We start from the raw sequence: 24769 nt of genomic DNA on the forward strand, positions 1-24769 counted from the left end.
CCGCTTAAGCTCCCCCTAAGCCGCACACGCTTATCATGGGCGCATCGGGCGCGGCCTTGCGCCCTCACGGAGAGACACGAACCCATGCGCGTACTGCTCGTCGAAGACGATCCGCTGATCGGCAGCGGGCTCGAACACGGTCTGAAGCAGGAAGGCTTCGCGGTCGACTGGGTGAAGGACGGCGACGCCGCGTCGCTCGCGCTGCGCACCACCGGCTACGGCCTGCTGCTGCTCGACCTCGGCCTGCCCAACCGCGACGGCCTGTCGGTGCTCGCCGCGCTGCGCCGCCGCGACGAGAACCTGCCGGCGATCGTCATCACCGCGCGCGACGGCCTGTCCGAGCGCATCGCCGGGCTCGACAGCGGCGCGGACGATTACCTCGTGAAGCCGTTCGCGCTCGAGGAGCTGCTCGCGCGCATCCGCGCGGTCAACCGGCGTCACGCCGGGCGCGCGCAGACCACGCTCGCGGTCGGCCCGCTGCGGCTCGATCCCGTCAAGCACCTCGTCTGGCTCGACGACGCCGAAGTGACGCTGTCGCCGAAGGAATTCGTGCTGCTGCACGAGCTGATGCGCGAGCCGGGCGCGGTGATTTCCCGCGAGCAGTTCGAGGAGCGCCTGTACAGCTGGGGCGAGGAAATCGAAAGCAACGCGGTGCAGGTGCACATCCACAACCTGCGCAAGAAGCTCGGTCACGACATGATCCGCACGGTGCGCGGCGTCGGCTACCGGATCGGTGACGCGGCATGACGGGCCTGCGGCGCGCGCTCATGCGCTGGAGCGGCGCATCGCTGCGGCGGCGCCTGCTGTTCTGGCTGCTGCCCGCCGCCTGCGTGATCGGCCTGCTCGCGAGCGCGGGCACCTACTGGGGCGCGCTGCGCGAACTCGACGACCTGCTCGACGACCAGATGCGCAGCATGACGAAACAAATCGTCGTCGGCCCGAACGGCGAGCTGTCGTTCAGCGGCGACGCCCGCGGCAAGCACCGCTTCAAGGCCGACGATCCCGACGCGGTGCTGCTGCAGGTGTGGCGCAACGGCACGCTCGTCTATTCGACCGACCGCGATCTGACGCTGCCGCCGCCGGCGCAGGCCGGCATCGCGAGCGTCGACGTCGGCGGCCAGTCGTGGCGCACCTATGTGACCGAACGCGGCGGCACGACGATTCGCGTCGCGCAGGCCCGCCACGCGCGCTGGGAAGCGATCGCCGGCATCGCCGTGCATCTGCTGTGGCCGGTGCTGTCGATGCTGCCCGTGCTGGCGATCGGGCTGTGGTTCGGCATCGGTGCGGGGCTGCGGCCGCTGCGCCTGATCGCCGCCGGCCTCAAGCGCCGCAATGCCAACAATCTCGAACCGGTGGACGTCGCGTCGATGCCGAACGAGGTGCGGCCGCTCGCCGAAGCGATCAACGACCTGCTCGCCCGCCTGGACCGCTCGTTCACGCTGCAGCGGCATTTCATCGCCGACGCCGCGCACGAGCTGCGCACGCCGATCATGGGCCTGTCGATCCAGTCGCAGTTGCTGCGGCGCGCGGCGACGCCCGACGAACGCGAGCGCATCCTCGCGCAGATCCACGCCGGGACGACGCGGCTCGGCCATCTCGCCGAACAGTTGCTGACGCTCGCCCGCATCGAGCCGGACGCGCAGACGGCCGCGTTCGCGCCGGTCGATCTCGCCGCGCTGTGCCGCGCGGTGGTCGCGGATCGCGCGCGCGTCGCCGACGCGCATCGCGTCGACCTCGGCGCGATCGGCGCGTCGCCCGTCACGGTCGCCGGCAACGCCGATACCTTGCGCGTGCTGCTGAACAATCTCGTCGACAACGCGATCCGCTATGCGGGCGACGGCGCCTGCATCGACGTGAGCGCGCGCGTCGACGGCGCGACGCCCGTGCTCGAAGTGTCGGACGACGGCCCCGGCATTCCGGAAGCGGAGCGCGCGGACGTGTGGGAGCGGTTCTATCGCGGCGCCGGCGCGCAGGCGGCGACGTCGTCGGGCAGCGGGCTCGGCCTGTCGATCGTCAAGCGGATCGCCGAGCAGCATCGCGCGACGGTCACGCTCGGCACGAGCGCGTGCGGACGCGGGCTCACCGTGACGGTGCGTTTCAATGCACCAGCCTGAAGCCGTCGCGATGCCCGGCTTGTCCACAGATTTTGTTGGCAAGCTTGTGGATATCCTGCGCATCACCGCGCTAAGCCCTTGATCCGGCGGGCTTTGGCATGCGTGATGCAGGGCGGGCGCGCGGCAGCGGCGCACCACGTGCGATTGTTTCGCGACGTGAACCACGGCGCGTCGGCGATGTACCAGTGGATGCCGCGTCGGGTAATTTGCCTTGACCTCGTATCAGTGATATCCGGGTTGGCTCAACCAGCTGACGAACCAGTAGATCAGCGTTGCATCGAGTGCGAGCACGCTCGCGGTTACGATGAAGGCGAGATCCAGCGATACGTTCAATGACTGGGCCGGCTTGAACGCATATTTGTCGTCCGGCGAGATCGGGCAGGCATCCACAACGTGCTGCGGCCAGCGCGGCAAGCGGCGCGTCACGTGCATGATGAACCAGCGCAACAGGCTGCCGGGAACCGTCAGCGGTGCGAGGAAAATTGCCGGACCAAGCATCGGGCCGGCCCAGAACCAGCACAGCTGCGCCCCCATACGGAACGATTCCCGCTTGCGCTCGATCGGCAGCAGGATTTCCGGTTCCGGCAGCGTATCCGGGCCTTCTTCCATATAGCGGCGGTAGTACTCCCACTGTCCACGCATGCCCTCGTCGGTTGGCCATATCACACCCAAACGGAAGTAGTCGTAGCTGCCATCGGGACATCGCACATAGCCGTGCATCGCACCCGCAGCGAAACTGCGTTGCAAGGCACCTCCACCTCTCATGCCGAAGGTGATATCGCGCCAGCGATAGCTGCTTACCCCTCCTGCACCGTTACGGCGAAACACATGAACCATCTTGTTCTTGCGATCCAGACGAACAGGGTAATGAGTGAAACCGGTAAAGACATTAAATGCCACACACCCAAACCAAATTACATGCAGCATACCCAACACAATTACGAAGATCGTGGCAAGAAGCCCCCCAACGTACACATCATCTGGCCATGGATCCGAAAAAAATATCCATGCAATTCTAGCCACACCATATGGAAAGGCTAACAATAAAAAAGTCAAAATCACCTCAAAAGGCCCGACTTTTTGATACGACCAGTCAACAACATCCATATAGGTTTCGTTGAACTCGATGACGCCACCGAGGGTGCAAGGCTCGTTAGATGAGCATTGCCTCTGATCAAGCCGAGTTTTCTTGAACTGCTCGCTTGGCGTCCACGCCGGCTCGCGCATATAACGCCCTGACATCACCAAGTCGGAATTGCGCGTCAGCAACCATGTCATCCACGAGTTCATCCAATCAATGCCTTATCAAAGTTATCGAGTTCCTCAGCCTCGCTTTTATAATTATTCTCCTTACCCCACAGACATTGCCTCACCCAATCCATTGCCGGCGGATCTTTTTCCACTTCGATGATAATGCTTGCAACAAAAATGACCGCAGTAAGCCAAAAGATGACAGGACTGAATCCCGTAACAACCCGCCAAATAATGAGACGAACACCGATAGCAGCGGTGTAGCCACCTACAGCAAATTCTGAACCGGAATTAATCGCATAAAGAACCAACATGCCCGGTTGTTTCCGCTTTTCAGATTCAATTGCATTTTGCAAATCGATCAGCCCGAGAATGATCGTTCCCACGCCCACCGCCACCCCTCCCAACCCCTCCCAAATCATGAATCCCCGCTCACCCAACCTCGCACTCAGCCACGGGCTCAACAATGGAATCCGTGTCTCCTTGGCCTCCTTGACCACCTTGGCCCCCACTCGCACCAATTCGAGCAAACTCCCCGCCCCTGCGCTATACAACGCGGCGATCTTCATGACGGCACGAGTCTGAAGATGTTTCATCGATGCGTCGGCGCTGCCAGCCTGCTGCAGCCCCAAACAGGACAACAACAAACCGACTCCGGCGAGACTTCCCGGACGGGTCGCAAACTCAACGGTCCTGGCCAGCGTGCTTTTCCTGAACTCCTCGACCGTGACGACCTTCAACGCCTTCCCCAGCGCATCGCCGCGCTGCGCAGGCGGCACGCGTTGGTTTGCCAGATCACGCTGCGCCTGTTCATCGAACACGACAGTCCAGAACTGGATCTTCTCGTCCAGCGCAACCCCTTCAATCCCGAACATCCGCAATTGATCCTTGAGCGAATACTGAAGATTCCCCAGCGAAATGCCGCGTTTCTTTTGCGATGCCTGGATCACCTCCATCACGCTCATGAAGAAATCACGCCGCGTACCGACCACCTGCACCCAGCGCACCGGATGACCCGCACGCATGCCGAGCGTGGCCAGCAAGGCCGTGCCCGCTTTGCCGCCTTTCGTCAGGCGCGTCATCGGAAGCACACCCAGCTCCTGGAGCAGCGCGGGCAACACATCGACGCTCTCGATTGCATTCGCCCTCGTGCCGGGTGCGCTCAGCGCCGCGCCCCGCGCCTTGATCTTCTCGACGGCGGTGCTGTAGACGACGGAGAGATTGATCCAGTTGTCGACGTTCGTGAAAGGCGAGTCGGCGCTACCGGACACGCTGTCCACAGCCTGCAACAACGGCTGATGATTCAGAAGCTTGGCACGCCAGATCGGACTCCTGTCGATCGGCTGTTCGTACCAGTCGCTATAAACCTGCATGCAGGCGCCAAGCCCGCCGGTTCCCCTCATGCAGGACAGCGCCACGCCCGAAAACGCGACACCGCTGTTGATGTCATGCATGTCAAAATGATGATCGAACACCGCATGCAGCTTCGCGTTGCGCAGCCACGCTGCATGCGCGTTGGCGAGCGGCGCGGTGTACTCGGCGTCGTACAATGCCGAAGCGGCTTCATAGCGCTTTTCGAAGGCTTCCCGCTGCGCGGGATCGAACAGCTTCGCATAAGCGCCCCATCGCTTCTTGCGCGCCATGTCGAGATCGGCCTGACTGACCTTTTCATCGAGAATCGGCTGCGCGAGCTTGCGATAGTCGGGCGAGCTCAAAGCCACGTTATAGACGCGCCGCCCATCGCCGCCGTCGAGCCATTCGATGTTCTCGTGCGCCGCCCTGGCATCGCCATAGACGCTGGCTTCCGCTTCGCGTTCGACACGCTGCTTGAGCACGTCCAAGGCCGAACTCAACGCGGATTTGCGACGCCACGTCTCGCCGGGATGCAAAGGGTCCTTCGCATCGTTCTGCGACATGAAGCTGTACCAGCGTTTGTCGATATAAGCCGAAATTTCCTGCAGGATCGCAACAGGATCGTCCAGCACCACGACGAGCCCCTTGTCTTTCAGGAGCCGCTGCGATTCGGCTTTCAGGGCATGCGCCCGGGGTATCTGAAGCCCGTCATGACGCAAGCCCGGAAAAGGACTCCAGAAGAACAGGCGCCGGCAATCGTCGCCGGACATCGCGTAGTCGGCGACGACAGCATCGACGTTCGTCATGGCACTGGCATGGGCCGGCACCTTGGCCGGCTGATTGTCGTTGTACCAGCCCCCTACATCGATGCAGCGCATGTGATGCCGGCGAACGCTTTCCGACTCGTTGTCCGTGCGCACGGCAGCCGTCCACCATGCGTCGGAAAAGCCGAACCACACCTTCCCGGCCGTCTTAGGATCAAGAATGGTGAGCAACGACGCATTGGCCACCTTCTGCATGTTTCTCGCGCAGGCCGCATGAAATGGCCACGCCTGCGGCGGCATGTAGCCGTCCAGCGAAACCGACGTCAGACGCCCTTCGTTATCGACCGCGTAGGCTTCCCACGATTTGCTCACCTCGTAATAGACGTACACGTACCCACCCCGCAGACTGCGCACGGTGTAATGAGCTTCGGTGGTCTTGCCCAGCGGAATCGCTGGCGTCGGATCGCCAACGGTCGCAGCAGCCTTCGGAGCGGCCTTTCCAGCCGGCGGCTTGCCCGGCCTCGCCATGAAGGTCTTTTCCGGCGCAATGCCGTACCGCGTCAGCAGTATCGGCAAACCTTGCTTCTCACAATACGGGCACGGAGGAAGGGTCATGGATGTGAACGTGGTCGATTCAGGTTGGGAGTGAGGACATGTCCGCGGCGGCGACATCCGCCAGGGCGGCTTGATTTGCAATCGTCATGAGCACGGCCTTGCCCGTAGACGATGCAGTGATCGCAGGTTCGGGGGAGAAGATAGCCGCAGAAAAGCAGACTTGAGAAGTGACCGCCGCAGCGATTGAAGTGAATTGTTGCTTTCAGGCGAAAACGTAACAATCGTTCACGATCGTTCTTTTTTTGAGATGTTCAGCGTGCTACATGAGGCGATCTGCTGATTCCCAGGTTACCCACAGCTTTTGTTGGCAGCTTTGTGGATATCCTGCGCAAATGTGCGCTAAGCCATTGATCGCACGGCGAATTGCGACGCATGCCAACGATGCGGCACGAGCACGCGCCGACGCGGCTTGACGCCCATGTACACGGCGCGTAGACATCACGCATGCCATGCACACCCTGCCAATCTGCCGGTGGCGCACTGCACATGCAACGGTCCGCGATACAACGACGATTGACTCATCCGAGGAGGAAAGCCATGCATCATTTCAGCGCGCTGAAGTTGCTCGTCGCACTCGTCGTCTTCGTCGTCTGTATCTATCCGTATGTCCGCATCGTCCGGCGCACCGGCCACTCGGGCTGGTGAGTGCTGACGATGATCGTGCCGATCCCGAACTTCGTCATGCTTTGGGTGTTCGCGTTCGCGCGCTGGCCGGCCGTCGACGATCAGCGGAGCAGCTGACCGTCGACGTATCGCGAAGCGGCCGGTCGCTTCACACGATCGCGTGCGGCCCGACTTTTCCCCAGATTTTGTTGGCAACGATGTGGATAGCCTGCGCAATCCGCGATCAAGCGCTTGATCCGAAAGGCTTTCGTTGCATCGCTACGAAAGAGGCACGCGACGCGATGCGCAGGCGCGTGTATTTATCCACAGATTGTGTTGGCAAGCATGTGGATAGCCTGCGCATACTCCGATCAAGCATTTGATCCGAAAGACTTTCCTCGCGCGGTCGCGAATGAGGCACGTGGCGCATCGACGCGATGCGCTCGCCGCCCGTTCACGCGACATGCCACGCATGCGGGCCTGAGCCGGCCGCTTGTCCACAGTTTTTGTTGGCAAGCGTGTGGATATCCTGAGCATGCGTGACGCAAGTGGTTGATCTCACAACACTTCGGCACGCGCGCCACGCATGCGGCACGGCCTCGCCCCCGTCGCGCTTCACTCAACCGAGCGCCGCGATCGCGATGCGCGTCGCCGCCGCGATCACGTCGTCCTTCCTCTTCGCATCGGCGCGCGCCTGCGTGTAGTACACGGTCAGCACGATCGGCCCGCGTGCGGGCGGCCAGAGCACGCCGATGTCGTTGGTCGTCCCGTAGTCGCCCGTGCCGGTCTTGTCGCCGACCTGCCATCCCGTCGGCACGCCCGCGCGAATCCGCTTGTCGCCCGTCTTGTTGCCGCGCAGCCATTGCGCGAACTGCGCACGCTGCGGCGCCGGCAACGCATCGCCGAGCGCCAGTGCGCGCAGGCTCGCCGCCATCGCGGCGGGCGTCGTCGTATCGCGCGCGTCGCCCGGCAGCGCGGTATTCAGTTCGGGTTCCCAACGGTCGAGCCGGAACGTATCGTCGCTGATCGAGCGTGCGAACGCGGTCACCGCCGCCGGCCCGCCGAGCAGCTTCATCAGCAGGTTCGCGGCTGCATTGTCGCTGTACTGGGCCGTCGCCTCGCACAGCTCGCCGACCGTCATGCCCGTGTCCACGTGCTTCTCCGTCACCGGCGACCACTCCAGGAGATCGGCCTGCCGGTACGTCACGCGCTGCGTGAACAGCGCCGGACGCGCGACGGACTCCGCGAGCACCACCGCAATCAGGATGGCCTTGAACGTGCTGCAGAACGGAAACCGCTCGTCGGCGCGATGCTGCACACGCCGGCCGGTCGCGGTATCGAGCGCGTGCACGCCGAGGCGGCCGCCCGCGGCGCGTTCGAGTTCCGCGAGCGAGCTCGCCGCCCCCACGGAAGAAGCATTCGCGAGCGGCGACGCGCACGCGCTCAGGGTCAGCGCGAGCGGCGCCGTCGCGGCGGCCAGCAGCAGGGTTCGACGTTGCGATGAGTAGGTCATGTCGTTTGTCTCGTGGTGGATGGGATCAGGATGCCGGCCCGGCGACACGCAATATCCCGGCTTTACGTTTGTCTGACAAGCAACGATAATTGAGCGCTGACAAAAGAATTTCTTATGACAACGCTCCGTCCTCACCTTCCACTGAATGCGTTGCGCGCATTCGAATCGTCGGCGCGCCACCTGAACTTCACGCGCGCCGGCCTCGAGCTGAGCGTGACCCAGGCCGCGGTCAGCCAGCAAGTTCGCGCGCTCGAGGAGCGGCTCGGCTGCATGCTGTTCACGCGCCTGCCGCGCGGGCTCGGGCTCACCGACGAGGGGCGCGCGCTGCTGCCCGTGCTGAGCGACGCGTTCAGCCGCATCGAGACGGTGCTCAAGCAGTTCGACGGCGGGCGCTTCCACGAGGTGCTGTCGATCGGGGTCGTCGGCACGTTTGCCCTAGGCTGGCTAATGCCGCGACTGAAGCGATTCGGCGACGTCCACCCGTTCGTCGAGCTGCGGCTGCGGACCAACAACAACGTCGTCGACCTGGCGGCCGAGGGGCTCGATTTCGCGATCCGCTTCGGCGTCGGCAACTGGCCGGCGACGCGCAATGAACGGCTGCTCGATGCGCCGCTCACCGCGTTGTGCGCGCCGGAGATCGCCGCGCGCGTCGCGCAGCCCGGCGATCTCGCGAACGAAACGCAGCTGCGCTCGTACCGCACCGACGAATGGCTCGGCTGGTTCGCGGCCGCGCAGCTCGAGCCGTGGCCGGTCAACGGCCCCGTGTTCGACTCGTCGCGGCTGATGGTCGAGGCGGCAATGCAGGGCGCGGGCGTCGCGCTCGCGCCGGCCTGCATGTTCACGCGCGAGCTGCAGCTCGGCCTGCTCGCGCGGCCGTTCGACATCGACGTGCAGGCGGGCGGCTACTGGCTCACGTCGCTGAAATCGAAGCCGCTCACGCCGGCGATGACGCTGTTTCGCGACTGGATCGCGAGCGAAGCGGCCGGCGCGGCGCCGGTCGAGTGATCGCGCGATGGCGCCCGCTTTGTCCACAGTTTGTGTTGGCAAGGATGTGGATATCCTGGGCACCCGACCCCTAACTCATTGATCCCGCACGATTTCCGGTTGCGATGCACGGATCGGGCAGCTCGCCCGCGCGGCGCCGCGACGAGTGCGCGGCGGCCCCGCATTGCCAACCTCGGCGATGCAATTGCCCGCAACTTGTCCACAGATTTTGTTGGCAAGCCTGTGGATATCCTGCTGACGCGGCGCGTAAGTATTTGACGCAACAGGGAATTCGATCCGACACCGCCCGGGCGGCAAGCATGAGGCACGCGTGACTGGATCGCCGCGCGCCGCGCCGGCGGCGCGTGCGTTCTCCACAGATTTTGTTGGCAAGCTTGTGGATATCCTGCGCATGCGCCCCCTAACTCATTGAGCGCACGGCATTTTGTGTCGCGCGTGCACGATTGTGCAGCGCGGCGGGCAACCGCGTGGAAGTGCGGCGGCGCGAGCGCGCCGCCGCGGATGGGCTCAGTGCTTGTCGAGCGAGCCGCGCAGGTCGCGCGCCTTGTTGCGCAGCGCCTCGTAGCCGGAGCGCGCATGCTCGGGCAGATCCGGGTCGCCGATCAGCGCGCCCAGGGTTTCGATCAGGCTGAAGAGAATGCCTTTCGCCGCGCCGACGGCAATGCGCTGCGATTCGATCGACTCGTGCAGGTGGTTGACCGCCGCTTCGAGATGCTCGAGCTTCTGCTCGCCGTCGTCGGGCCGCTTGTCGGTCGTCATCGTGTGCCTCCGGGAATGTTCGAGGGTCATGTCGCGATTCTATGCCGCTGCGCGCGAGCGTGGCGCGACATTGCGCAACGTTCGCGCGCAGCGGCTGGCCTTTCCCTTACAGCACCGCGACGACCTTCACGCGCCCCGGCTCCGCCGCCGCGACCACCTGGCCGTCGACACGCCGGAACGTCAGCGACACGCTGTCGTCGCCGACCCGCAGATCGTCGATCCGCAGCCAGTCGACGCCTTCCGGCAGCGCCGGCCGCTCGACCCGCACTTCGTGACGCGCGGCGTCGACGCTCACGCCGAGGCACGCCTGCAGCATCATGAACGGCGCGCCGGCGGCCCACGCCTGCGGCAGGCACGCGACCGGATACGCGGTCGGCGGCTCGCCGCGCCGGCGCGGGAACCCGCAGAACAGTTCCGGCAGCCGCATCTCGAAGCTGACCGCCGCCTCGAACAGCGAACGCAGCAGGTTCAGCACGGCGGCCTTGTCGCCGTAGCGCGCGAGCCCGCGCGCGGCGAGCGCATTGTCGTGCGGCCACACCGAGCCGTTGTGATACGCCATCGGATTGAAGCGCGGCTGGCCGGCCGCCAGCGTGCGCACGCCCCAGCCGGTCTGGAACAGCGTCGAGCCGAGCGCATCCGCGACCGCCGCGCCGCGCGCCGGGTCCGGCAGGCCGAACGCGAGCAGATGCCCGGCGTTCGACGCGAGCACGCGGCACAGCTCGCCGCGACCGTCGAGCGCGATCCCGTAGAAATTCGCGTCGGGCATCCAGAACAGCGCCTCCACCTGCTCACGCAGCGTCCTCGCGCGCAGCGCATAGCGCGTCGCGTCGGCCGCATGGCCGCGCCGCTGCGAGCACGCCGACATCGCGTCGAACGCCGCGCACGCATACGCCTGCACTTCGACGAGCGCGATCGGCCCGTCGGGAAAGCGACCGTCCGCATGGAACACCGAATCGTGGCTGTCCTTCCAGCCCTGGTTCGCGAGCCCGCGTTCCGACGTGCGCTGGTAATCGAGGAGTCCGTAAGGATTGCGGTCGCACTTGTCGCTCACCCACTGGATCGCGCGTTCGAGCGCGGGCCACAGTTCGTCGATCAGCGCGTCGTCGCCGGTGTGCTCGACATACGCGCCCGCCAGCACGACGAACAGCGGCGTCGTGTCGACGCCGCCGTAGTACAGCGCGAACGGCACCTCGCCCGTCGCCGCCATCTCGCTCTTGCGGAACTCGTGCATGATCTTGCCCGGCTCGGCGTCGCGGAATGCCGACGTCTCGCGCGCCTGATGCGCGGCCAGAAAACGCAGCACGCCGCGCGCGAGCGACGGCTGCAGCCACAGCATCTGCAGCGACGTGATCACCGCGTCGCGGCCGAACGGCGTCGAGAACCACGGAATGCCGGCATACGGATACGGCCCGGTGTCGAGCTGCGTCGTCAGCAGCCCGAGATCCGCGAGCGAACGGTCGAGCCACGCGTTGAACAGCGGGTTGCCGGTGCGCACGCGGGCCATCGTCGCGCGCCGCGCGCGCATCGCGCGGTGCACCGCGACGAGTGCGGTGCGCAATGCGGCGCGGCCGCACCCGGGCGTCTCTCCATGCGCCGCGCCGACGGTCGCCTCGACGGTCAGGTAGATCGACACGCACGCCTGCGCGGCGATCGTCAGCCGGTAATCGGCGCGGTCGACCGACAGCGCGTCGGGCGCCGGCGAGAAGTTGAGCGTCACCGCGCGCTCGACGCGATCGAGCCCGTCGTAGCGCAACCGCACCGCGCCCGCGTCGATGCGCGGCTGAGCGATCGTGCCGCGGCGCGCGCGGTGCGTGCCGCGCACCTCGAACATGTCCTTGAAATCGGCGGCGAACGACACCGACAGCGGCACCTCGGCCTCGCTCGCGCCGTAGTTCGTCAACGTCAGCGCTTCGTACAGCACGTTGTTCGCGAGCACGCGCATCCGCTCGATGTGGATCACCCCTTCGGGCGTCTCGTGGCCGCCGAGCGGCGGCAGCGGCCGGTTCGTCAGGTGCGCGGTGAACGACGCGTTGTCGGCGCTGGTCGCGCCCGACAGCAGCGACGGCGCGCGGCCGCCGAAGGTCAGCCGCCATTTCGACAGCACGCGCATGTCGTCGACGAACAGGCCGTCGTCGTGCCCGCTGACGTCGCCGAGCGCGTCGCTGACCACGAACGCGTCGCCGGCCTTCAGCACGTACTGGTTGTTGCGCGCGTCCGCCTGCGGGTCGGCCTCGGGCGCGATGAATGCGGGCCCCGACGCCTGGGTCGGGGGCACGGGCGCGACTTGCGGCGCGCGCGTCGTCGTCTCGTCGGCGTGATTCGGCATCGATGCTCCTGTGTTGGGCAGCACGCACAGCGCGCGTCGCTCGTTCCGCACAGGATAGGCCAGATTGCGCCGCGTTCGCAGCGACGCACGAACCGCGGCCCCGCACGGCGTCGATGCCGTGCGGGGCCGCGCTCCCGCGACGCCGCGCCAGGCGCGGGTCAGCGCAGGGTCAGAACTTCCACAGGATATTGCCGAGCACCGCGTTGTCGCGCACGCCGCTGCCGAACTGGCCGCTGTACGACACGCCGAGCGTCAGGTTCTTCGTGACGCTCGCATCGAGCCCGAGCTCGAGCACCGCGCTGTCGCGCGCGATCGGCACGCCCGCGACCTGGAACGACGTGCTGCCGGCCGCGAACGCGAACGTCGACGTCGGCCGCACGTTGCCGAACGCATGCCGCCAGCCGGCCGTCGTGTGCGCGGTCAACGTGCCCTTCGCGAGCACGCCGAGCTCCGTCGCCGCGCGCACGCCGAGCGTCGAGAAGCCGACGTGGCTCGTGTCCGCGTCGGTGCGCAGCGCGGCCGCGCCGCCGCTTTCCGTATAGGCGTTGGTATGCAGGCGCACGTAAGCGAGCCCCGCGAACGGCTCGAGCGCGAAGCGCCCGACCGGAATCGCGTAGCCGACCTCGCCGAACACCTGCGCGGTGTTCGCGTCGTACCTGGCCGAGTTGCTGTCGCTGAAGCCCGCGTACGACGGATGGCGGTCGGCGTTGATCCGGTGCCACGTATAGGCCGCGCCGCCGCGCACGCCGAGCGCGTCGAACTGCGCGCCGCCGTACAGCACGACCGAGTAGCTGTTCAGCGACGCCGACGACGCCTGGTCGTTGTCGAGCGAGCCGTGCGTGACGCTGGCCGCGAGGCCGACGCGCGTGCGGTCGTCGAGCGCCATGTCCGCGCCGGCGATGAAGCCCGTCATGCTGCGGTTGATCGTCGCCGCGTTGCCGTCGCCGGCGAGCCGGCTGCGGCCGCCGAAGCCCTGCCCCCACACGACCGGCCGATACGGCACGTTGCTGACGCAGCCGGCGTGCGAGCCGAGCCGCCGCTCGGGCGGCAGCGCGTTGTCGCGCGCCGCGGCGGTGCCCGTGTCGTCGCACAGCGCCGAGCCGCCCGACGACAGCGCCGCGAGCGGTCCCGACCCCGCCGCGAGCCCCTGGCGCACGCGGTCCGACACCGCATCGCGCACGTAACGGCTGTCGGTCATCAGCATGCTCTTCGTGCTCGCGTAGAACTCGCCGTCGAGTTGCCGGAACGCGGTGCGCGCGGTGGGCGCGTCCGCGACGAGCACCGAGTCGTACACCGCATTGCCTGCCTTCAGCGAGCTGATCGCCTGGGCGACCGCCACCTCGTTCGGCGTGGTCGCGACCGACATGAACGACGTGCCGTTCGACGACAGCTGCAGGTACACGTGATTCGGGTCATAGCTGAGCGTCGGCGTCACGAACGCATAGGTCGAGCTCACGCCCGCGAACTGCCCCTGGACGCCGCCGCCCGCGCTCATGATCGTGTACTGCGTGCCTGCCTGGTACGACGCCTGGCTCGCGATCACCTGCACGTTGCCGCCGTTCAGCGTCGCGCTGCCCGTCGCCGCGAGGCTGCCGCTTTGCTGCGGCGTCATGGCGACCTGCATCGTCGAGCCCGGCTGGAACGTCACGTTGCCTGCGACGTTCAGCGCCTGCCCCGGCTGCGACAGCGACGCGGTGCCGCCGCTCGCGACGACGAGGCCGCCGATCGTGCCGGTGCCCGTCACCGTCCCGCCGCCCTGCACGGTCACGGTCGATGCGGCCAGCGAGCCGTTGACGGCCAGCGTGCCGGCCCCGACCGTCGTGGGCCCGGACAGCGTGCTCGTGCCGGTGAGCGTCAGTTGGCCGCTGCCCGCCTGCGTGAGCGAGCCGGTGCCGGAAAGGATGCTGGCGACCGTCACGTTGCCGGACTGGTTGAAGACGAGCGCGCCGTTGTTGGTGATGTCGCCCGCGACGCTGCCCGACGTGCCGCCGTTGCCGAGCTGCAGCGTGCCGCCGGCCGCGATCGTGGTGCCGCCCGTGTACGTGTTGCTGCCGGTCAGCACCTGCGTGCCGCTCGCCACCGTGACGCCGCCCGTGCCGGCAATCGTGCCGCCGAACGCGGCGCCGTTGCCGTTCAGCGCCAGCGCGTTGGCGCCCAGGTTCACGTTGGTGCCGGCCACGCCGGACAGCGCGCCGATCGTCTGCGCGCCCGTCGCGCCGCTCACGTCGAAGGTGGCGCCGGTGCCGGCGAGGTTCACCGCGCCCGTCGATGCCAGGCTGCCGCCCTCGCCGAGCGCGAGCGTGCCGGCATTGATCGTCGTGCCGCCGGTGTAGTTGTTCGCGCCCGTCAGCGTCGTCGTCGCCGCACCGTTCTTGACGAGACCGCCTCCGCCGGAAATCGTGCCGCTCAGCGCGAGCGCGTTGCTGCCGCCGAGCGCCAGCGACGCGCCCGTCCCGAGGTTGACCGCGTTGCCGAGCGTCATGCTCGTGGTCGTATCGAGCGTCGCCGCGCCGCCGACGTTCATCGCGCCGTTGCCGAGCGCCCCGTTGTTGCCGAGCACCACGGTGCCGCCGTTCAGGTTCGTGCCGCCCGTGTACACGTTCACGCCGGTCAGCGTCTGCGTGCCGGTGCCGGCCAGCGTCAGGCTGCCGGCGCCGCTGATCGTGCCGCCGAAGGTGCCGCTGGCGGTCCCGCCCAGCGTCAGCGCGTTGCCGCCCAGATTGACGGTCGTCCCCGCGACGCCCGACAGCGCGCCGAGCGACTGCGCGCCCGTCGTGCCGCTCAGGTCGAGCGCCGCGCCCGCGGCGGCAAGGTTCACCGCGCTGGTCGACGCGAAACTGCCGCCGTCGCCGAGCGCCAGCGTGCCGGCGTTGATCGTCGTGGTGCCCGTGTAGGTGTTCGCACCGGTCAGCGTCGTCGTCGCCGTGCCGTTCTTCACGAGACCGCCCGCGCCGGAAATCGGGCCGCTCAGCCCGAGGGCATTGCTGCCGCCGAGCGTCAGCGCCGCGCCGGTGCCGAGGTTGACCGCGTTGTTGAGCGACAGGCTCGTGTTCGTGTCGAGCGTCGCGGCGCCGCCGACGTTCAGCGCGCCGGAGCCGAGCGCCGCGTTGTTGCCGAGTATCAGGGTGCCGCCGTTCAGGTTCGTGCCGCCCGTGTAGTTGCTCGCGCCGTTCAGCGTCTGCGTGCCGGTGCCGGTCAGCGTCAGGCCGCCGGTGCCGCCGATCGCGCCGTTGTACGTCGCGCTGCCGCTGCCGCCCAGCGTCAGCGTGCTGCCGCCGAGGTTGACGTTCGTGCCGGCCGCGCCCGTCAACGCGCCGATCGTCTGCGCGCCGCCTGCGGCGATGTCGAACACGGCGCCCGCGTTCGCCAGGTTCACCGTGCCGGTCGCCGACAGGCTGCCGCCCGCGCCGATCGCCAGCGTGCCGGCATTGATCGTCGTGTCGCCCGTGTAGCTGTTCGTGCCCGTCAGCGTCACCGTCGCCGCGCCGTTCTTCACGAGACCGCCCCCGCCGGTGATGCCCCCGCTCAGCCCGAGGGCGTTGCTGCCGCCGAGCGTCAGCGTCGAGCTGTTGGCGAGATTGATCGTGTTGGCGAGCGTCACGTTCGCGCTCGAGTCGAGTGACGCCGGCGCATTGACGTTCACCGCGCCGGTGCCGAGCGCCGTGTTGTTGCCGACCACCAGGCCGCCGCCGTTCAGGTTCGTGCCGCCCGTGAAGTTGTTCGCGCCCGTCAGCGTCAGCGTGCCGCCGTCGTTTTTCGTCAACGCGCCGTCGCCCGACACCGTGCCCGACAGCGTGAGTCCGGTCGAGCCCTGCACCGTCAGCCCGCCGACGCCGAGCGTCACGTCGTTGGCGACGTTGAGCCCGGCCGTGCCGGCCTGCAGCGCACCGCCGGTAGCCGTGATGGTGCCCGTGCCGAGCGACGCATTGTTGTTGATGATCGCGACGCCGCCCCCCAGCGTCGCGTCCTGCGCGGTGGACGCGCCATTGATCGTCCAGTTGCCGGACTGGACGTCCAAGTGATTGAAGTTGATGTAGTTGTTGACCGCGATCGTGCCGTTCGCCGACGTCCCCTGCTGCAGGTTGAGCGTGTTGTCGCCGCCCGCGCCGCCGTCGACGATGCCCGTCGCCGCGACGTTGAGCGTGTTCGGGCCGACCGTGATGTTGAACGCGCCCCCGGTGCCGCCCGCCGCGTTGACCGACGAGCCGGTGACCGCGGTGAACGTGTTGTTGCTGTTCGCGCCCATCGACACGCCGCCGTTGATCGTGCCCGAGTTGGTAAACGTATTGCCCTGCCCCGGCGTGCCGTTCGAGCCGAACGACACGCGGCCGTTGATCGTGCCGCTGTTCGTCATGACGACCCTGCCGCCGCCGTACGCGGCGACCACGGGCGCATCCGCGCCGCTCAGCGTCGCGCCGACCAACGGGTTCGAGCCGATCGTGCCGGTGTTCGTGATGGTCGACGTGCCGCCCGTGCCGTTCTGGACCGACAGCGCCATGCCCGTCACGCCGCTGATCGCCACGCCGGTCGAGCCGTTCATCGTGCCGTTGTTGGTGACGGTGGTGCTGCTCGCCGACGCGTTGCCGACCACCGCGCCGCTCGACAGCACGCCGAGCCCCGAACCGAGCGCCGACGGGTCGATCGTGCCGTTGTTGGTCAGGTGATTGTTGTTGCCCGTCAGCGACATCGCCGTGCCGCCGACGCCGAGCAGCACGCCGACGCTCGCGCCGGGGTTGACGGTCACGTTGAGGTTGTTCGCGCTGTTCGCATAGCTCGGCGCGAGCGGGTTGGCGACGCCCGAGCAGGTCACGGTGGTGCCTGCCGTGGAACAGGTCGCATGCGCCGGAATGATGCCCGCGCCCATGAGCGCGAGGCCAACGCCCGTCGGCAGCAGGAATCGCGGAAACGGCTCTCTGGTTTTTCTCGAACGCACGCTGCTCATGCTTTTCTCTCCCTCAGTCGGAAACGGACGGCACGAAACGAATCGACGGCGCGAAACGAAAATTGCGGGCTACCGCGGCAAGCGAAAACGCAGGACGAACGAGGCCCCTCCGATGCTCCGGAGTGGAGTCGGATTCATTCAGGTTGCAATGCGGAAAATCAGCCCGTAAGCGCGAGAAGCGGTGTTAGCCGAATGACATGATGGTGGCCCTCTGGCAGCGACGTTCTGGTTGATTTGATGACTGCCTGCTAATTGTCAGACAAGGTATATCAAAGAGGCCCGATTTGCCAAACGATATGTCGTTATCGGCGTGAAAATTAGAATACGTCGGTATTTTCCCGCACATGATTTCCCCGTACCTACAGGCCTTGCTCGGCGCTGCGCTCCGGCTTCAACAGGAAAATGGAAGAATTTCAAAACTCGATTGATTGAACTATTTTCTGAATTCTTGCAGCGCAAGAAATCAATGCCCATCGAATTATTAAATACCTCCAGAATAAGCATCGCGATGCACCGCATCAAAATCGACTACATCCATTCAATTTGACCTGGATCATTTCCGCTTTCGATTCGCTTGAATCGGATGGCATGGAATCTGCTGTCGCCGCGGCCGACACGGATTCAGGAAGCGGCGGGAAGCCGGTGGACGAGAAATGGAGATCGCCGGCCGACGCCGGCGGCGCGAGCACCGGAAGCCGGGTCGCGCGGAAAGAACGGAAGGAAGAAAGAAAGGAAGGAAGCGGAACGCGCCGCGCGTCAGGCCGCGGCGCGCATCGGCACGCGGCCCATCGCCGCCGCCGCGCCGCGGACCGCGCAGGTCAGCGGATCATCGGCGACCCGCGCCGCGAGCCCGGTCTCGTCGCGCAGCCGCTTGCCGAGGTTCGCGAGCAGCGAGCCGCCGCCCGTCAGCACGATGCCGCCGTCCGCGATGTCGGTGACGAGCTCGGGCGGCGCGTTCTCGAGCGTGCGCTTGACCGCGCTCACCACCGCGTTCAGCGGCGCGGCGAGCGCATCGGCGACGTCGTGATTGCTGAGCTCGATCGTGCGCGGCAGGCCGTCGACGGCGCTGCGCCCCACCACCCGCATCGTTTCGCGCGGCACGCCGGCGCTCGCCGTGCCGATCGTCTTCTTCACGTGCTCGGCGGTCTGCTCGCCGAGCTGCACGCCGTACAGCGCGCGGACATGGCTGATGATCGCCGCGTCGAACTGCTCGCCCCCGATGCGAATCGCCTCGCGATAGACGACGCCGCCCAGCGCCACCACCGCGACCTCCGTCGTGCCGCCGCCGATATCGACGACGAGCGAGCCGATCGCGTCGGTCACCGGCAGGCCCGCGCCGAACGCGGCGGCGAGCGCCTCGTCGACCAGCGTGACGCTCGCCGCGCCCGCCGCGAGCGCCGCCTCGGACAACGCATGCCGCTCGACGGCCGTCGCGCTCGACGGCACGCACAGCGCGACCTCGACGCGCCGGCCGAACCGCGAGCGCGTGCGCGACATGTCGATGAAGTGGCGGATCATCTGCTCGGCTGCTTGCGCGTCGGCGATCACGCCGTGCTGCAGCGGCCGCACCGCCTCGAGATGGATGGGCTCGCGACCGAGCAGCGCCTTCGCGCGTTCGCCGACCGCCTCGAGCGTCTGCCGCGCAACCGCGCCGCCCGGCTTGCGGTAACAGATGACCGACGGCTGGTTCAGCACGACGCCCCGGTCGTGCGTGTAGATCCGCGTGGTCGCGGTACCCGGATCGATCGCGACGGGATGCGCGAACAGCTTTCCGAACAGCGGTGTCGACATGAGCAAACCTTTACGAGCGGGGAAAAAAACGTTTCCGGCGACGCACGGCGCGTGCCGGCCCATCCCCGACTTAGCGGCAAATTATGCCGGCACTTTAGACAATTCTCGTGATTTTTTCGCGACGATATCGTTTGCGGCGCGCCGACGGCGTCCGGTAACGGGTTCAGGCCCTCGCTCCGACCCCGCAAAACACGTTAATCTCTCGGTTTTGCCTGCTTCCGGCAGGCTTCCGACGCCCATCACGCCTGCTTATCACGATGACAGCGCCCGATTCTTACCGCTGGCGGGAGGTGCGCCGCCTCGGCCCGATGCTCGCCGCCCTGTGGTGCTGCGCCGCCATCGCGCAACCCGCGCCGGCCGCCGGCGCGTCCGCTGCGCCCGACGCCGCCGCGCTCCCGAATACTTCGCACGCCTGCCGTCCCGACGGCGGCCCCGATGGCCGGCCGGCGGTCGGCCTCGTGCTGTCCGGCGGCGGCGCGCGCGGCTACGCGCATCTCGGCGTGCTGAAGGTGCTCGAGGACAACCGCATCCCCATCGACTGCATCGCGGCCACCAGCATGGGCGCCGTGGTCGGCGGCCTGTATGCGAGCGGGATGGCCGCCGCCGAGATGCAGAAGCGCCTGTCGGAAACGAATCTCGCCGACATCGCGTTCGACGCGACCGAGCGCGCGGACCTGCCGCAGAGCCGCCGCGAGGACGAGCGGCTGTACGCGAACGGCGCGACGCTCGGCTTCAGCGGCAAGGGCGTGAAGGCGCCGGCGGGGATCGTGCAGGGCAACCGGCTGCAGGCGCTGCTCGCCGACTGGACCGCCGCCGTGCCGATCAACCAGCCGTTCGACAAGCTGCCGATTCCGTATCGCGCGATCGCGACCGACCTGCAGACCGGGCAGATGGTGGTGCTCGATCACGGCTCGCTGCCGCTCGCGATCCGCGCGAGCATGGCGATGCCGGGCCTGTTCGCGCCCGCCGAGATCAACGACCGGGCGCTGGTGGACGGCGGCCTCGTCAGGAACCTGCCCGTCGATAGCGCGCGGCAGATGGGCGCGGACGTCGTGATCGCGGTCGACATCGGCTCGCAGCTGCGCCCGCTCGACGCGCTCGCGTCGCCCGCCGACGTGGCGCAGCAGATGGTCGGCATCCTGATCCGCCAGAACGTGGCGGCGCAACGCAAGCAGCTCGCGCCGCAGGACGTGCTGCTCACGCCCGAGCTCGGCACGCTCACGTTCACCGACTTCCAGAAGGCGAACGAGGCGATCGCCGCCGGCGCGGCCGCCGCGACCGCGGCGCTGCCGCGCCTGAAGCGCTACGCGCTCACGCCGCAGCAGTATGCCGCCTACCGTGCGGCGCACACGCAGCCGCAGCCGCCGGCGATCCGGATCACCGACATCGAGATCCGGACCAACGGCGGCGTGCCGCAGCGGGTCGTCAGGGACGCGCTGCACGTGAAGCCCGGCGACACCTACGACCCGAAGGCGGTCAGCCGGGACCTGCTGACGCTCACGACGGGCGGCAATTTCGAGAGCGTCACGCAGCAGGTCGTCAGTAACGGCGACGAGAACCGGCTCGTGATCGATGCGCGCGAAAAATATTGGGGTCCGAATTTCCTGCTGTTCGGCCTCGGCATGTCGAGCAGCTCGACCGACCAGGGCGGGTTCCGGCTGCACGTCGGCTACCGGCGCCCGTGGCTCACCGAGTCCGGTCTCGAGTTCCGCACGGACGCGACGGTCGGCAGCGACCTGAACGCGGTGCACGTCGAGCTGCGCCAGCCGCTGTCGGTGAAGTACGGCGCTTACATCGCGCCCTACGCCGAATACCAGCGCCGCTACGCGAACCTGTACGACGATACCGGCGACGTGAAGGTCACGCAGTACATGATCCAGACGGCGCGCGCCGGCATCGACTTCGGCGTGCCGATCGGGCGGCTCGGCGATTTCCGGATCGGCCTCGCGTATACGCACAGCCACGGTTCGCCCACCTACAACCTGCCGCTGCAGCTGCTCGACTCCGACGTGACCGGTCAGACGGCGCTGCTGTTCCCCAGCTACTCCGCGGACGCGCTGTCGGCCCGTGCGCGGCTCGTGATCGACCAGCTCGACGATCCGATGTTCCCGCGCAAGGGCTACTTCGCCGAATTCCGCGTCGAACGCTCGCTGATGTCGCGCAACGGCGCGTCGTCGGATACGGTCGATTCCAGGATCACCGACGCGCCCTACACCGAGCTGTACGGCAAGCTGATGGTCGCGCAGCAGTTCGGCCGGCACAGCGTCAGCGCGGGCGTCGAGGGCGGCAAGAGCATCGGCGGCACGAACCTGATCAACGCGTTCAACTTCACGCTCGGCGGGTTCCAGCACCTGGCGGCCTATGCGGCCGACCAGCTGAACGGCGATTCGCTCGTCTACGGGCAGATCACCTACATGAACCAGCTGGCGACGTTCAGTTCGTCGCCCGTCAAGGCGCTCTTCGTCGGTGCGAGCGCGGAGGTCGGCAACGTGTGGGCGGGCGGCGCGAGAATCGGCGGCGGCGCGCTGAAGCAGAGCTACACGTTCTTCACCAGCCTGACGACCGCGTTCGGCCCGCTGTACATGGGTGTCGCGCTCGCGCCGGGCGGCCGGCGCAACATCTACCTGCAGCTCGGCCGCACGTATTGATGCGCCGCGCGGCCGGCCGCGCCGGTCACGCGGGCCAGCTGATTTCGAAGCGCGCGCCGCCGAGTTCGGCCGGATCGACCACCGCGATCCGGCCGTTGTGCGCCTGCAGCACCTGCCGCGTGATTGCGAGGCCGAGGCCGTAGCCGCCGGTGCGCCGGTCGAGCCGCACGAACGCTTCGAAGATCCGCTCGCGCTCGGATTCCGGCACGCCGGGGCCGTCGTCCTCGACGTAGATGCCGATGTTGCCGTGGTCGATCGCGATGCCGACCACGATGCGCGAACGCGCGTACTTGCTCGCGTTGCGCAGCAGGTTGCGCATCGCGTACGACATCAGCCGCCGGTCCATCTCCACGCGCACGTCGGTCGCGATCGCGATGCGCGTCTCGATCGTCTTCTCCGGATACAGCAGCGCGGCGTCGTTGACCTGATGCTCGAGCCATGCTGCCAGCGCCGTCGGCTCGAGGTTCGACTGCAGCGAACTGTATTCGAGCCGCGCGTAGGTCAGGCTCATGTCGATCAGCTCGTCGAGCTCGGTGACGTCCTGCGCGATGCCGTCGAGCGCGCTCTCGTATTCGGCCGCCGAGCCGGGCTCGCGCAGGATCTCGAGCGCGAAGCGCACGCGCGCGAGCGGCGTGCGCAGCTCGTGCGAAATCCCGTTCGTGAGGTCGCGCTGTGCGGCGATCAGGCGCTCCATCCGCATCGCGAGCGCGTTCAGCGTGCGCGCGAGCGGGCCGATGATCACGCTGTGCGATTCGCGCGCGCGCGTGTTGAAGCGCCCGCCCGTGAAGTCGATCGCGCGCTCGCGCACCATCACGAGGTCCGACCACACCGGCCGCATCCAGCGGTACGCGGCAAGCGCGGGCGCGGCGAACACGAACGCGAGCACGAGCCACACGTCGCCCGGCAGCGCGTCGAACGCATGCCACACGAGGTGCGGCGACAGCACCACGCACAGCGCGAGCGCCGGCACGAGCGCCGTCAGCAGCACGAGGCCGAGCAGATGCAGGTAGGTGCGCACGTACAGGCGCGACCAGCTCGGGATGCGGTCGGCGCGCGTGTCGGTCCACGCGCGGCGGAAATGCATCCAGCGCCATCTGACGTAGCGCAGCGGCGACAGGCGGGGCGCATCGGGATGCGCGGCGGGTCGTTTGATCATCGCGGATCTCGGCTATCGGGTGGGGCGGACGCGGCCGGCCCGCGCCGGATGGGCAGCCGCGCATGCCCGCGCGGCGTCAGTCCCACGCATGCTTGCTGAACTGGTAGCCCTTGCTGCGGATCGTCTTGATCCGCTGCGGGTTGCTCGCGTCGTCGCGCAGCTTGCGGCGCAGCTTCGAGATGCGCCCGTCGATCGTACGATCGAGGCCGTCGAATTCGACGCCGCGCAGCTGCAGCATCAGGTCGTCGCGGCTGACGACCTCGCCCGCGTGGCAGACGAGCGCCCACAGCAGGTCGAACTCGGCCGACGTCAGGTCCGGCGCGCTGCCGTCCGGCAGCATGACGGTGCGGCCGGTGCGGTCGATCGAGAACTTGCCGAACGTATAGCGCTCCGGCTGCGGGGCCGAGCTGTCGGCCGCGCGCGCCGGCGTGCGGCGCAGCTGCGCCTTGATCCGCGCGAGCAGGATGCGCGGTTCCACCGGCTTGTGCACGTAGTCGTCCGCGCCGATTTCGAGGCCGAGCAGCTCGTCGAACGGCTCGTCGCGCGCGGTCACCATGATGATGACGCCGTCGTACTGCTTGCGCGCCTCGCGGCAGATCTCGAAGCCGTCCTTGCCCGGCAGGTTCACGTCGAGGATGACGAGATCCGGGCGGATGGACAGGATCGCCGGCACCGCGGCATCACCGTGCAGCACGGTGTCGACTTCATAGTCGTTCTTGCGCAGATAGCCGGCGATCAGCGTGGAGAGGCGAGTGTCGTCTTCGACGAGCAGGATCCGGAAAGACATGGGCACACAATCGGTTCAACAGGGAAGCGGCGCAGGAACGGACAAGGTTCGGCAGCCGAAACGTACCGCATGATACTGCGCCTGCCGGATGCGCATCTTCTTATCTCGAAAAATGAGGGCGCAAAGGCCGGCCGGCGGCGCATGGCGCTTGACGAATTCGCGCCGAAACGGTTCCATACGGGCTCGCCGCAATCCGGGCGCCGCGCCGCCCTCGCCTCACGCCATGAATTACCAACCGATTCTCGAACGCATCCATACCGAACTCGCCCCCTGGATCGGCCAGGGCCGCGTCGCCGACTACATCCCCGAACTCGCGAAGGTGCCCGCCGACAAGTTCGGGATGGCGGTCGTGACGCTCGACGGAAACGTTTACACGGTCGGCGACGCGCGCGAGCGCTTCTCGATCCAGAGCATCTCGAAGCTGTTCGCGTGCACGCTCGCGTTCCAGTTGCTCGGCGACGCGCTGTGGGACCGGGTCGGGCGCGAACCGTCGGGCAACGCGTTCAACTCGCTCGTCCAGCTCGAGACCGAGCGCGGCAAGCCGCGCAATCCGTTCATCAACGCGGGCGCGCTCGTCGTCACCGACGTGCTGTGCCGCCGCTTCGTGAAGGCCGAGACCGCGCTCGTCGAATTCGTGCGGCGGCTGATCGGCGCGGCCGACATCGACTACGATTCGCGCGTCGCGCTGTCGGAACTGCAGCACGCCGAGCGCAACCGCGCGATGGCGCACTTCATGGCGAGCTTCGGCAACATGCAGATGCCGCCCGAGACGGTCGTCGACGCGTACTGCCGCCAGTGCGCGATCGAGATGAACTGCGTCGAGCTCGCGCGCGCGGCGCTGTTCCTCGCGAACGGCGGCGTCGCGCCGGTCACGGGCGAACGGATCGTCGATTCGAGTTCCGCGAAGCGGCTGTCCGCGCTGATGCTGACCTGCGGCACCTACGACGCGGCTGGCGACTTCGTGTACCGGGTCGGCCTGCCCGCGAAGAGCGGCGTCGGCGGCGGCATCGTCGCGGTGCTGCCCGGCGAGATGGCCGTGTGCGTGTGGGCGCCGGGGCTGGACGCGAACGGGAACTCGCTCGCGGGGACCAGGGCTTTGGAATGGTTGACGACTTATTCGGGGCGGTCGATTTTTTGAAGTG

At 67.3% G+C, this 24769-nt stretch carries 14 protein-coding genes and 1 pseudogene; 6 read left to right on the forward strand and 9 right to left on the reverse strand.

All coding sequences use genetic code 11. The features are described from left to right. Positions 1-84: 84 nt before the first annotated feature. Both KY49_RS32585 and KY49_RS32590 read left to right on the forward strand, forming a co-directional pair. On the forward strand, positions 85-747 hold the full coding sequence (locus KY49_RS32585) for a response regulator (protein WP_042588375.1): 663 nt from the start codon (positions 85-87) through the stop codon (positions 745-747). Continuing rightward, positions 744-2114, forward strand: coding sequence for a sensor histidine kinase (locus tag KY49_RS32590; RefSeq protein WP_042588376.1), 1371 nt, complete (start codon positions 744-746; stop codon positions 2112-2114). The genes KY49_RS32585 and KY49_RS32590 overlap by 4 nt, the downstream gene beginning before the upstream one ends. Positions 2115-2336: 222 nt before the next feature. On the opposite strand, the gene KY49_RS38920 is transcribed toward KY49_RS32590, so the two are convergent. Together KY49_RS38920 and KY49_RS32600 are read right to left on the reverse strand one after the other, a co-directional pair. Beyond that, positions 2337-3404: a DUF6708 domain-containing protein gene (locus KY49_RS38920; RefSeq protein WP_231636609.1), complete on the reverse strand. Its 1068-nt coding sequence runs from the start codon at positions 3402-3404 to the stop codon at positions 2337-2339. After that, positions 3401-6154, reverse strand: a complete 2754-nt coding sequence (locus KY49_RS32600) for a T6SS effector BTH_I2691 family protein (protein WP_331456584.1) — start codon at positions 6152-6154, stop codon at positions 3401-3403. The genes KY49_RS38920 and KY49_RS32600 overlap by 4 nt, the downstream gene beginning before the upstream one ends. Positions 6155-6634: 480 nt before the next feature. Here KY49_RS32600 and KY49_RS39390 point away from each other — a divergent pair. Further along, positions 6635-6838 (forward strand): annotated as a pseudogene (locus tag KY49_RS39390) (hypothetical protein). A 481-nt stretch (positions 6839-7319) separates the two neighbouring features. Here KY49_RS39390 and blaPEN-bcc read toward each other — a convergent pair. Further along, positions 7320-8213, reverse strand: a complete 894-nt coding sequence (gene blaPEN-bcc / locus KY49_RS32610) for a PEN family class A beta-lactamase, Bcc-type (RefSeq protein WP_042588377.1) — start codon at positions 8211-8213, stop codon at positions 7320-7322. A gap of 114 nt (positions 8214-8327) precedes the next feature. On the opposite strand from blaPEN-bcc, the gene penR reads away from it, so the two are divergent. Beyond that, a complete protein-coding gene (gene penR, locus KY49_RS32615) occupies positions 8328-9218 on the forward strand; it encodes a beta-lactamase transcriptional regulator PenR (RefSeq protein WP_042588378.1) in 891 nt (296 codons plus the stop codon). Positions 9219-9725: 507 nt separating this feature from the next. Here penR and KY49_RS32620 read toward each other — a convergent pair. The 4 genes from KY49_RS32620 to KY49_RS32635 form a co-directional block, all read right to left on the reverse strand. Then, positions 9726-9977: a hypothetical protein gene (locus KY49_RS32620; RefSeq protein WP_010089816.1), complete on the reverse strand. Its 252-nt coding sequence runs from the start codon at positions 9975-9977 to the stop codon at positions 9726-9728. A gap of 106 nt (positions 9978-10083) precedes the next feature. Beyond that, entirely contained in the window at positions 10084-12303 is a 2220-nt protein-coding gene (locus KY49_RS32625) for an amylo-alpha-1,6-glucosidase (RefSeq protein ID WP_042588379.1), read from the reverse strand. Between the two features lie 169 nt (positions 12304-12472). Continuing rightward, positions 12473-17245, reverse strand: coding sequence for an autotransporter domain-containing protein (locus tag KY49_RS32630; protein WP_042588380.1), 4773 nt, complete (start codon positions 17243-17245; stop codon positions 12473-12475). Positions 17246-18001: 756 nt separating this feature from the next. Beyond that, complete coding sequence (locus tag KY49_RS32635; protein ID WP_042588381.1) at positions 18002-19036, reverse strand: rod shape-determining protein; 1035 nt, start codon at positions 19034-19036, stop codon at positions 18002-18004. 257 nt (positions 19037-19293) lie between these two features. On the opposite strand from KY49_RS32635, the gene KY49_RS32640 reads away from it, so the two are divergent. Continuing rightward, positions 19294-21684: a patatin-like phospholipase family protein gene (locus KY49_RS32640; RefSeq protein ID WP_042588382.1), complete on the forward strand. Its 2391-nt coding sequence runs from the start codon at positions 19294-19296 to the stop codon at positions 21682-21684. 25 nt (positions 21685-21709) lie between these two features. On the opposite strand, the gene KY49_RS32645 is transcribed toward KY49_RS32640, so the two are convergent. Both KY49_RS32645 and KY49_RS32650 read right to left on the reverse strand, forming a co-directional pair. Next, positions 21710-22840, reverse strand: coding sequence for an ATP-binding protein (locus tag KY49_RS32645; RefSeq protein WP_042588383.1), 1131 nt, complete (start codon positions 22838-22840; stop codon positions 21710-21712). 76 nt (positions 22841-22916) lie between these two features. Beyond that, positions 22917-23627 carry a response regulator gene (locus KY49_RS32650; RefSeq protein WP_042588384.1) on the reverse strand — a complete coding sequence of 237 codons (711 nt, stop codon included), beginning with the start codon at positions 23625-23627 and terminating at the stop codon, positions 22917-22919. Positions 23628-23850: 223 nt separating this feature from the next. Here KY49_RS32650 and KY49_RS32655 point away from each other — a divergent pair, with 223 nt between their 5' ends. Beyond that, the gene (locus tag KY49_RS32655; RefSeq protein ID WP_010089825.1) at positions 23851-24765 is read left to right on the forward strand and encodes a glutaminase; all 915 of its coding nucleotides are present in this window, start codon (positions 23851-23853) and stop codon (positions 24763-24765) included. Positions 24766-24769 lie beyond the last annotated feature (4 nt).

Origin of the sequence: Burkholderia sp. MSHR3999, assembly GCF_000833595.1 — a bacterium.
Classification (GTDB): domain Bacteria; phylum Pseudomonadota; class Gammaproteobacteria; order Burkholderiales; family Burkholderiaceae; genus Burkholderia; species Burkholderia ubonensis.

Bases quoted from the DNA above. Each gene is read 5' to 3' on its own strand.
- KY49_RS32625 (WP_042588379.1), bottom strand. From the start codon at position 12,303: ATGCCGAATCACGCCGACGAGACGACGACGCGCGCGCCGCAAGTCGCG.
- KY49_RS38920 (WP_231636609.1), bottom strand. From the start codon at position 3,404: ATGAACTCGTGGATGACATGGTTGCTGACGCGCAATTCCGACTTGGTG.
- blaPEN-bcc (WP_042588377.1), bottom strand. From the start codon at position 8,213: ATGACCTACTCATCGCAACGTCGAACCCTGCTGCTGGCCGCCGCGACG.
- KY49_RS32635 (WP_042588381.1), bottom strand. From the start codon at position 19,036: ATGTCGACACCGCTGTTCGGAAAGCTGTTCGCGCATCCCGTCGCGATC.
- KY49_RS32590 (WP_042588376.1), top strand. From the start codon at position 744: ATGACGGGCCTGCGGCGCGCGCTCATGCGCTGGAGCGGCGCATCGCTG.
- KY49_RS32650 (WP_042588384.1), bottom strand. From the start codon at position 23,627: ATGTCTTTCCGGATCCTGCTCGTCGAAGACGACACTCGCCTCTCCACG.
- penR (WP_042588378.1), top strand. From the start codon at position 8,328: ATGACAACGCTCCGTCCTCACCTTCCACTGAATGCGTTGCGCGCATTC.
- KY49_RS32655 (WP_010089825.1), top strand. From the start codon at position 23,851: ATGAATTACCAACCGATTCTCGAACGCATCCATACCGAACTCGCCCCC.
- KY49_RS32600 (WP_331456584.1), bottom strand. From the start codon at position 6,154: ATGTCGCCGCCGCGGACATGTCCTCACTCCCAACCTGAATCGACCACG.
- KY49_RS32645 (WP_042588383.1), bottom strand. From the start codon at position 22,840: ATGATCAAACGACCCGCCGCGCATCCCGATGCGCCCCGCCTGTCGCCG.
- KY49_RS32630 (WP_042588380.1), bottom strand. From the start codon at position 17,245: ATGAGCAGCGTGCGTTCGAGAAAAACCAGAGAGCCGTTTCCGCGATTC.
- KY49_RS32585 (WP_042588375.1), top strand. From the start codon at position 85: ATGCGCGTACTGCTCGTCGAAGACGATCCGCTGATCGGCAGCGGGCTC.
- KY49_RS32640 (WP_042588382.1), top strand. From the start codon at position 19,294: ATGACAGCGCCCGATTCTTACCGCTGGCGGGAGGTGCGCCGCCTCGGC.
- KY49_RS32620 (WP_010089816.1), bottom strand. From the start codon at position 9,977: ATGACGACCGACAAGCGGCCCGACGACGGCGAGCAGAAGCTCGAGCAT.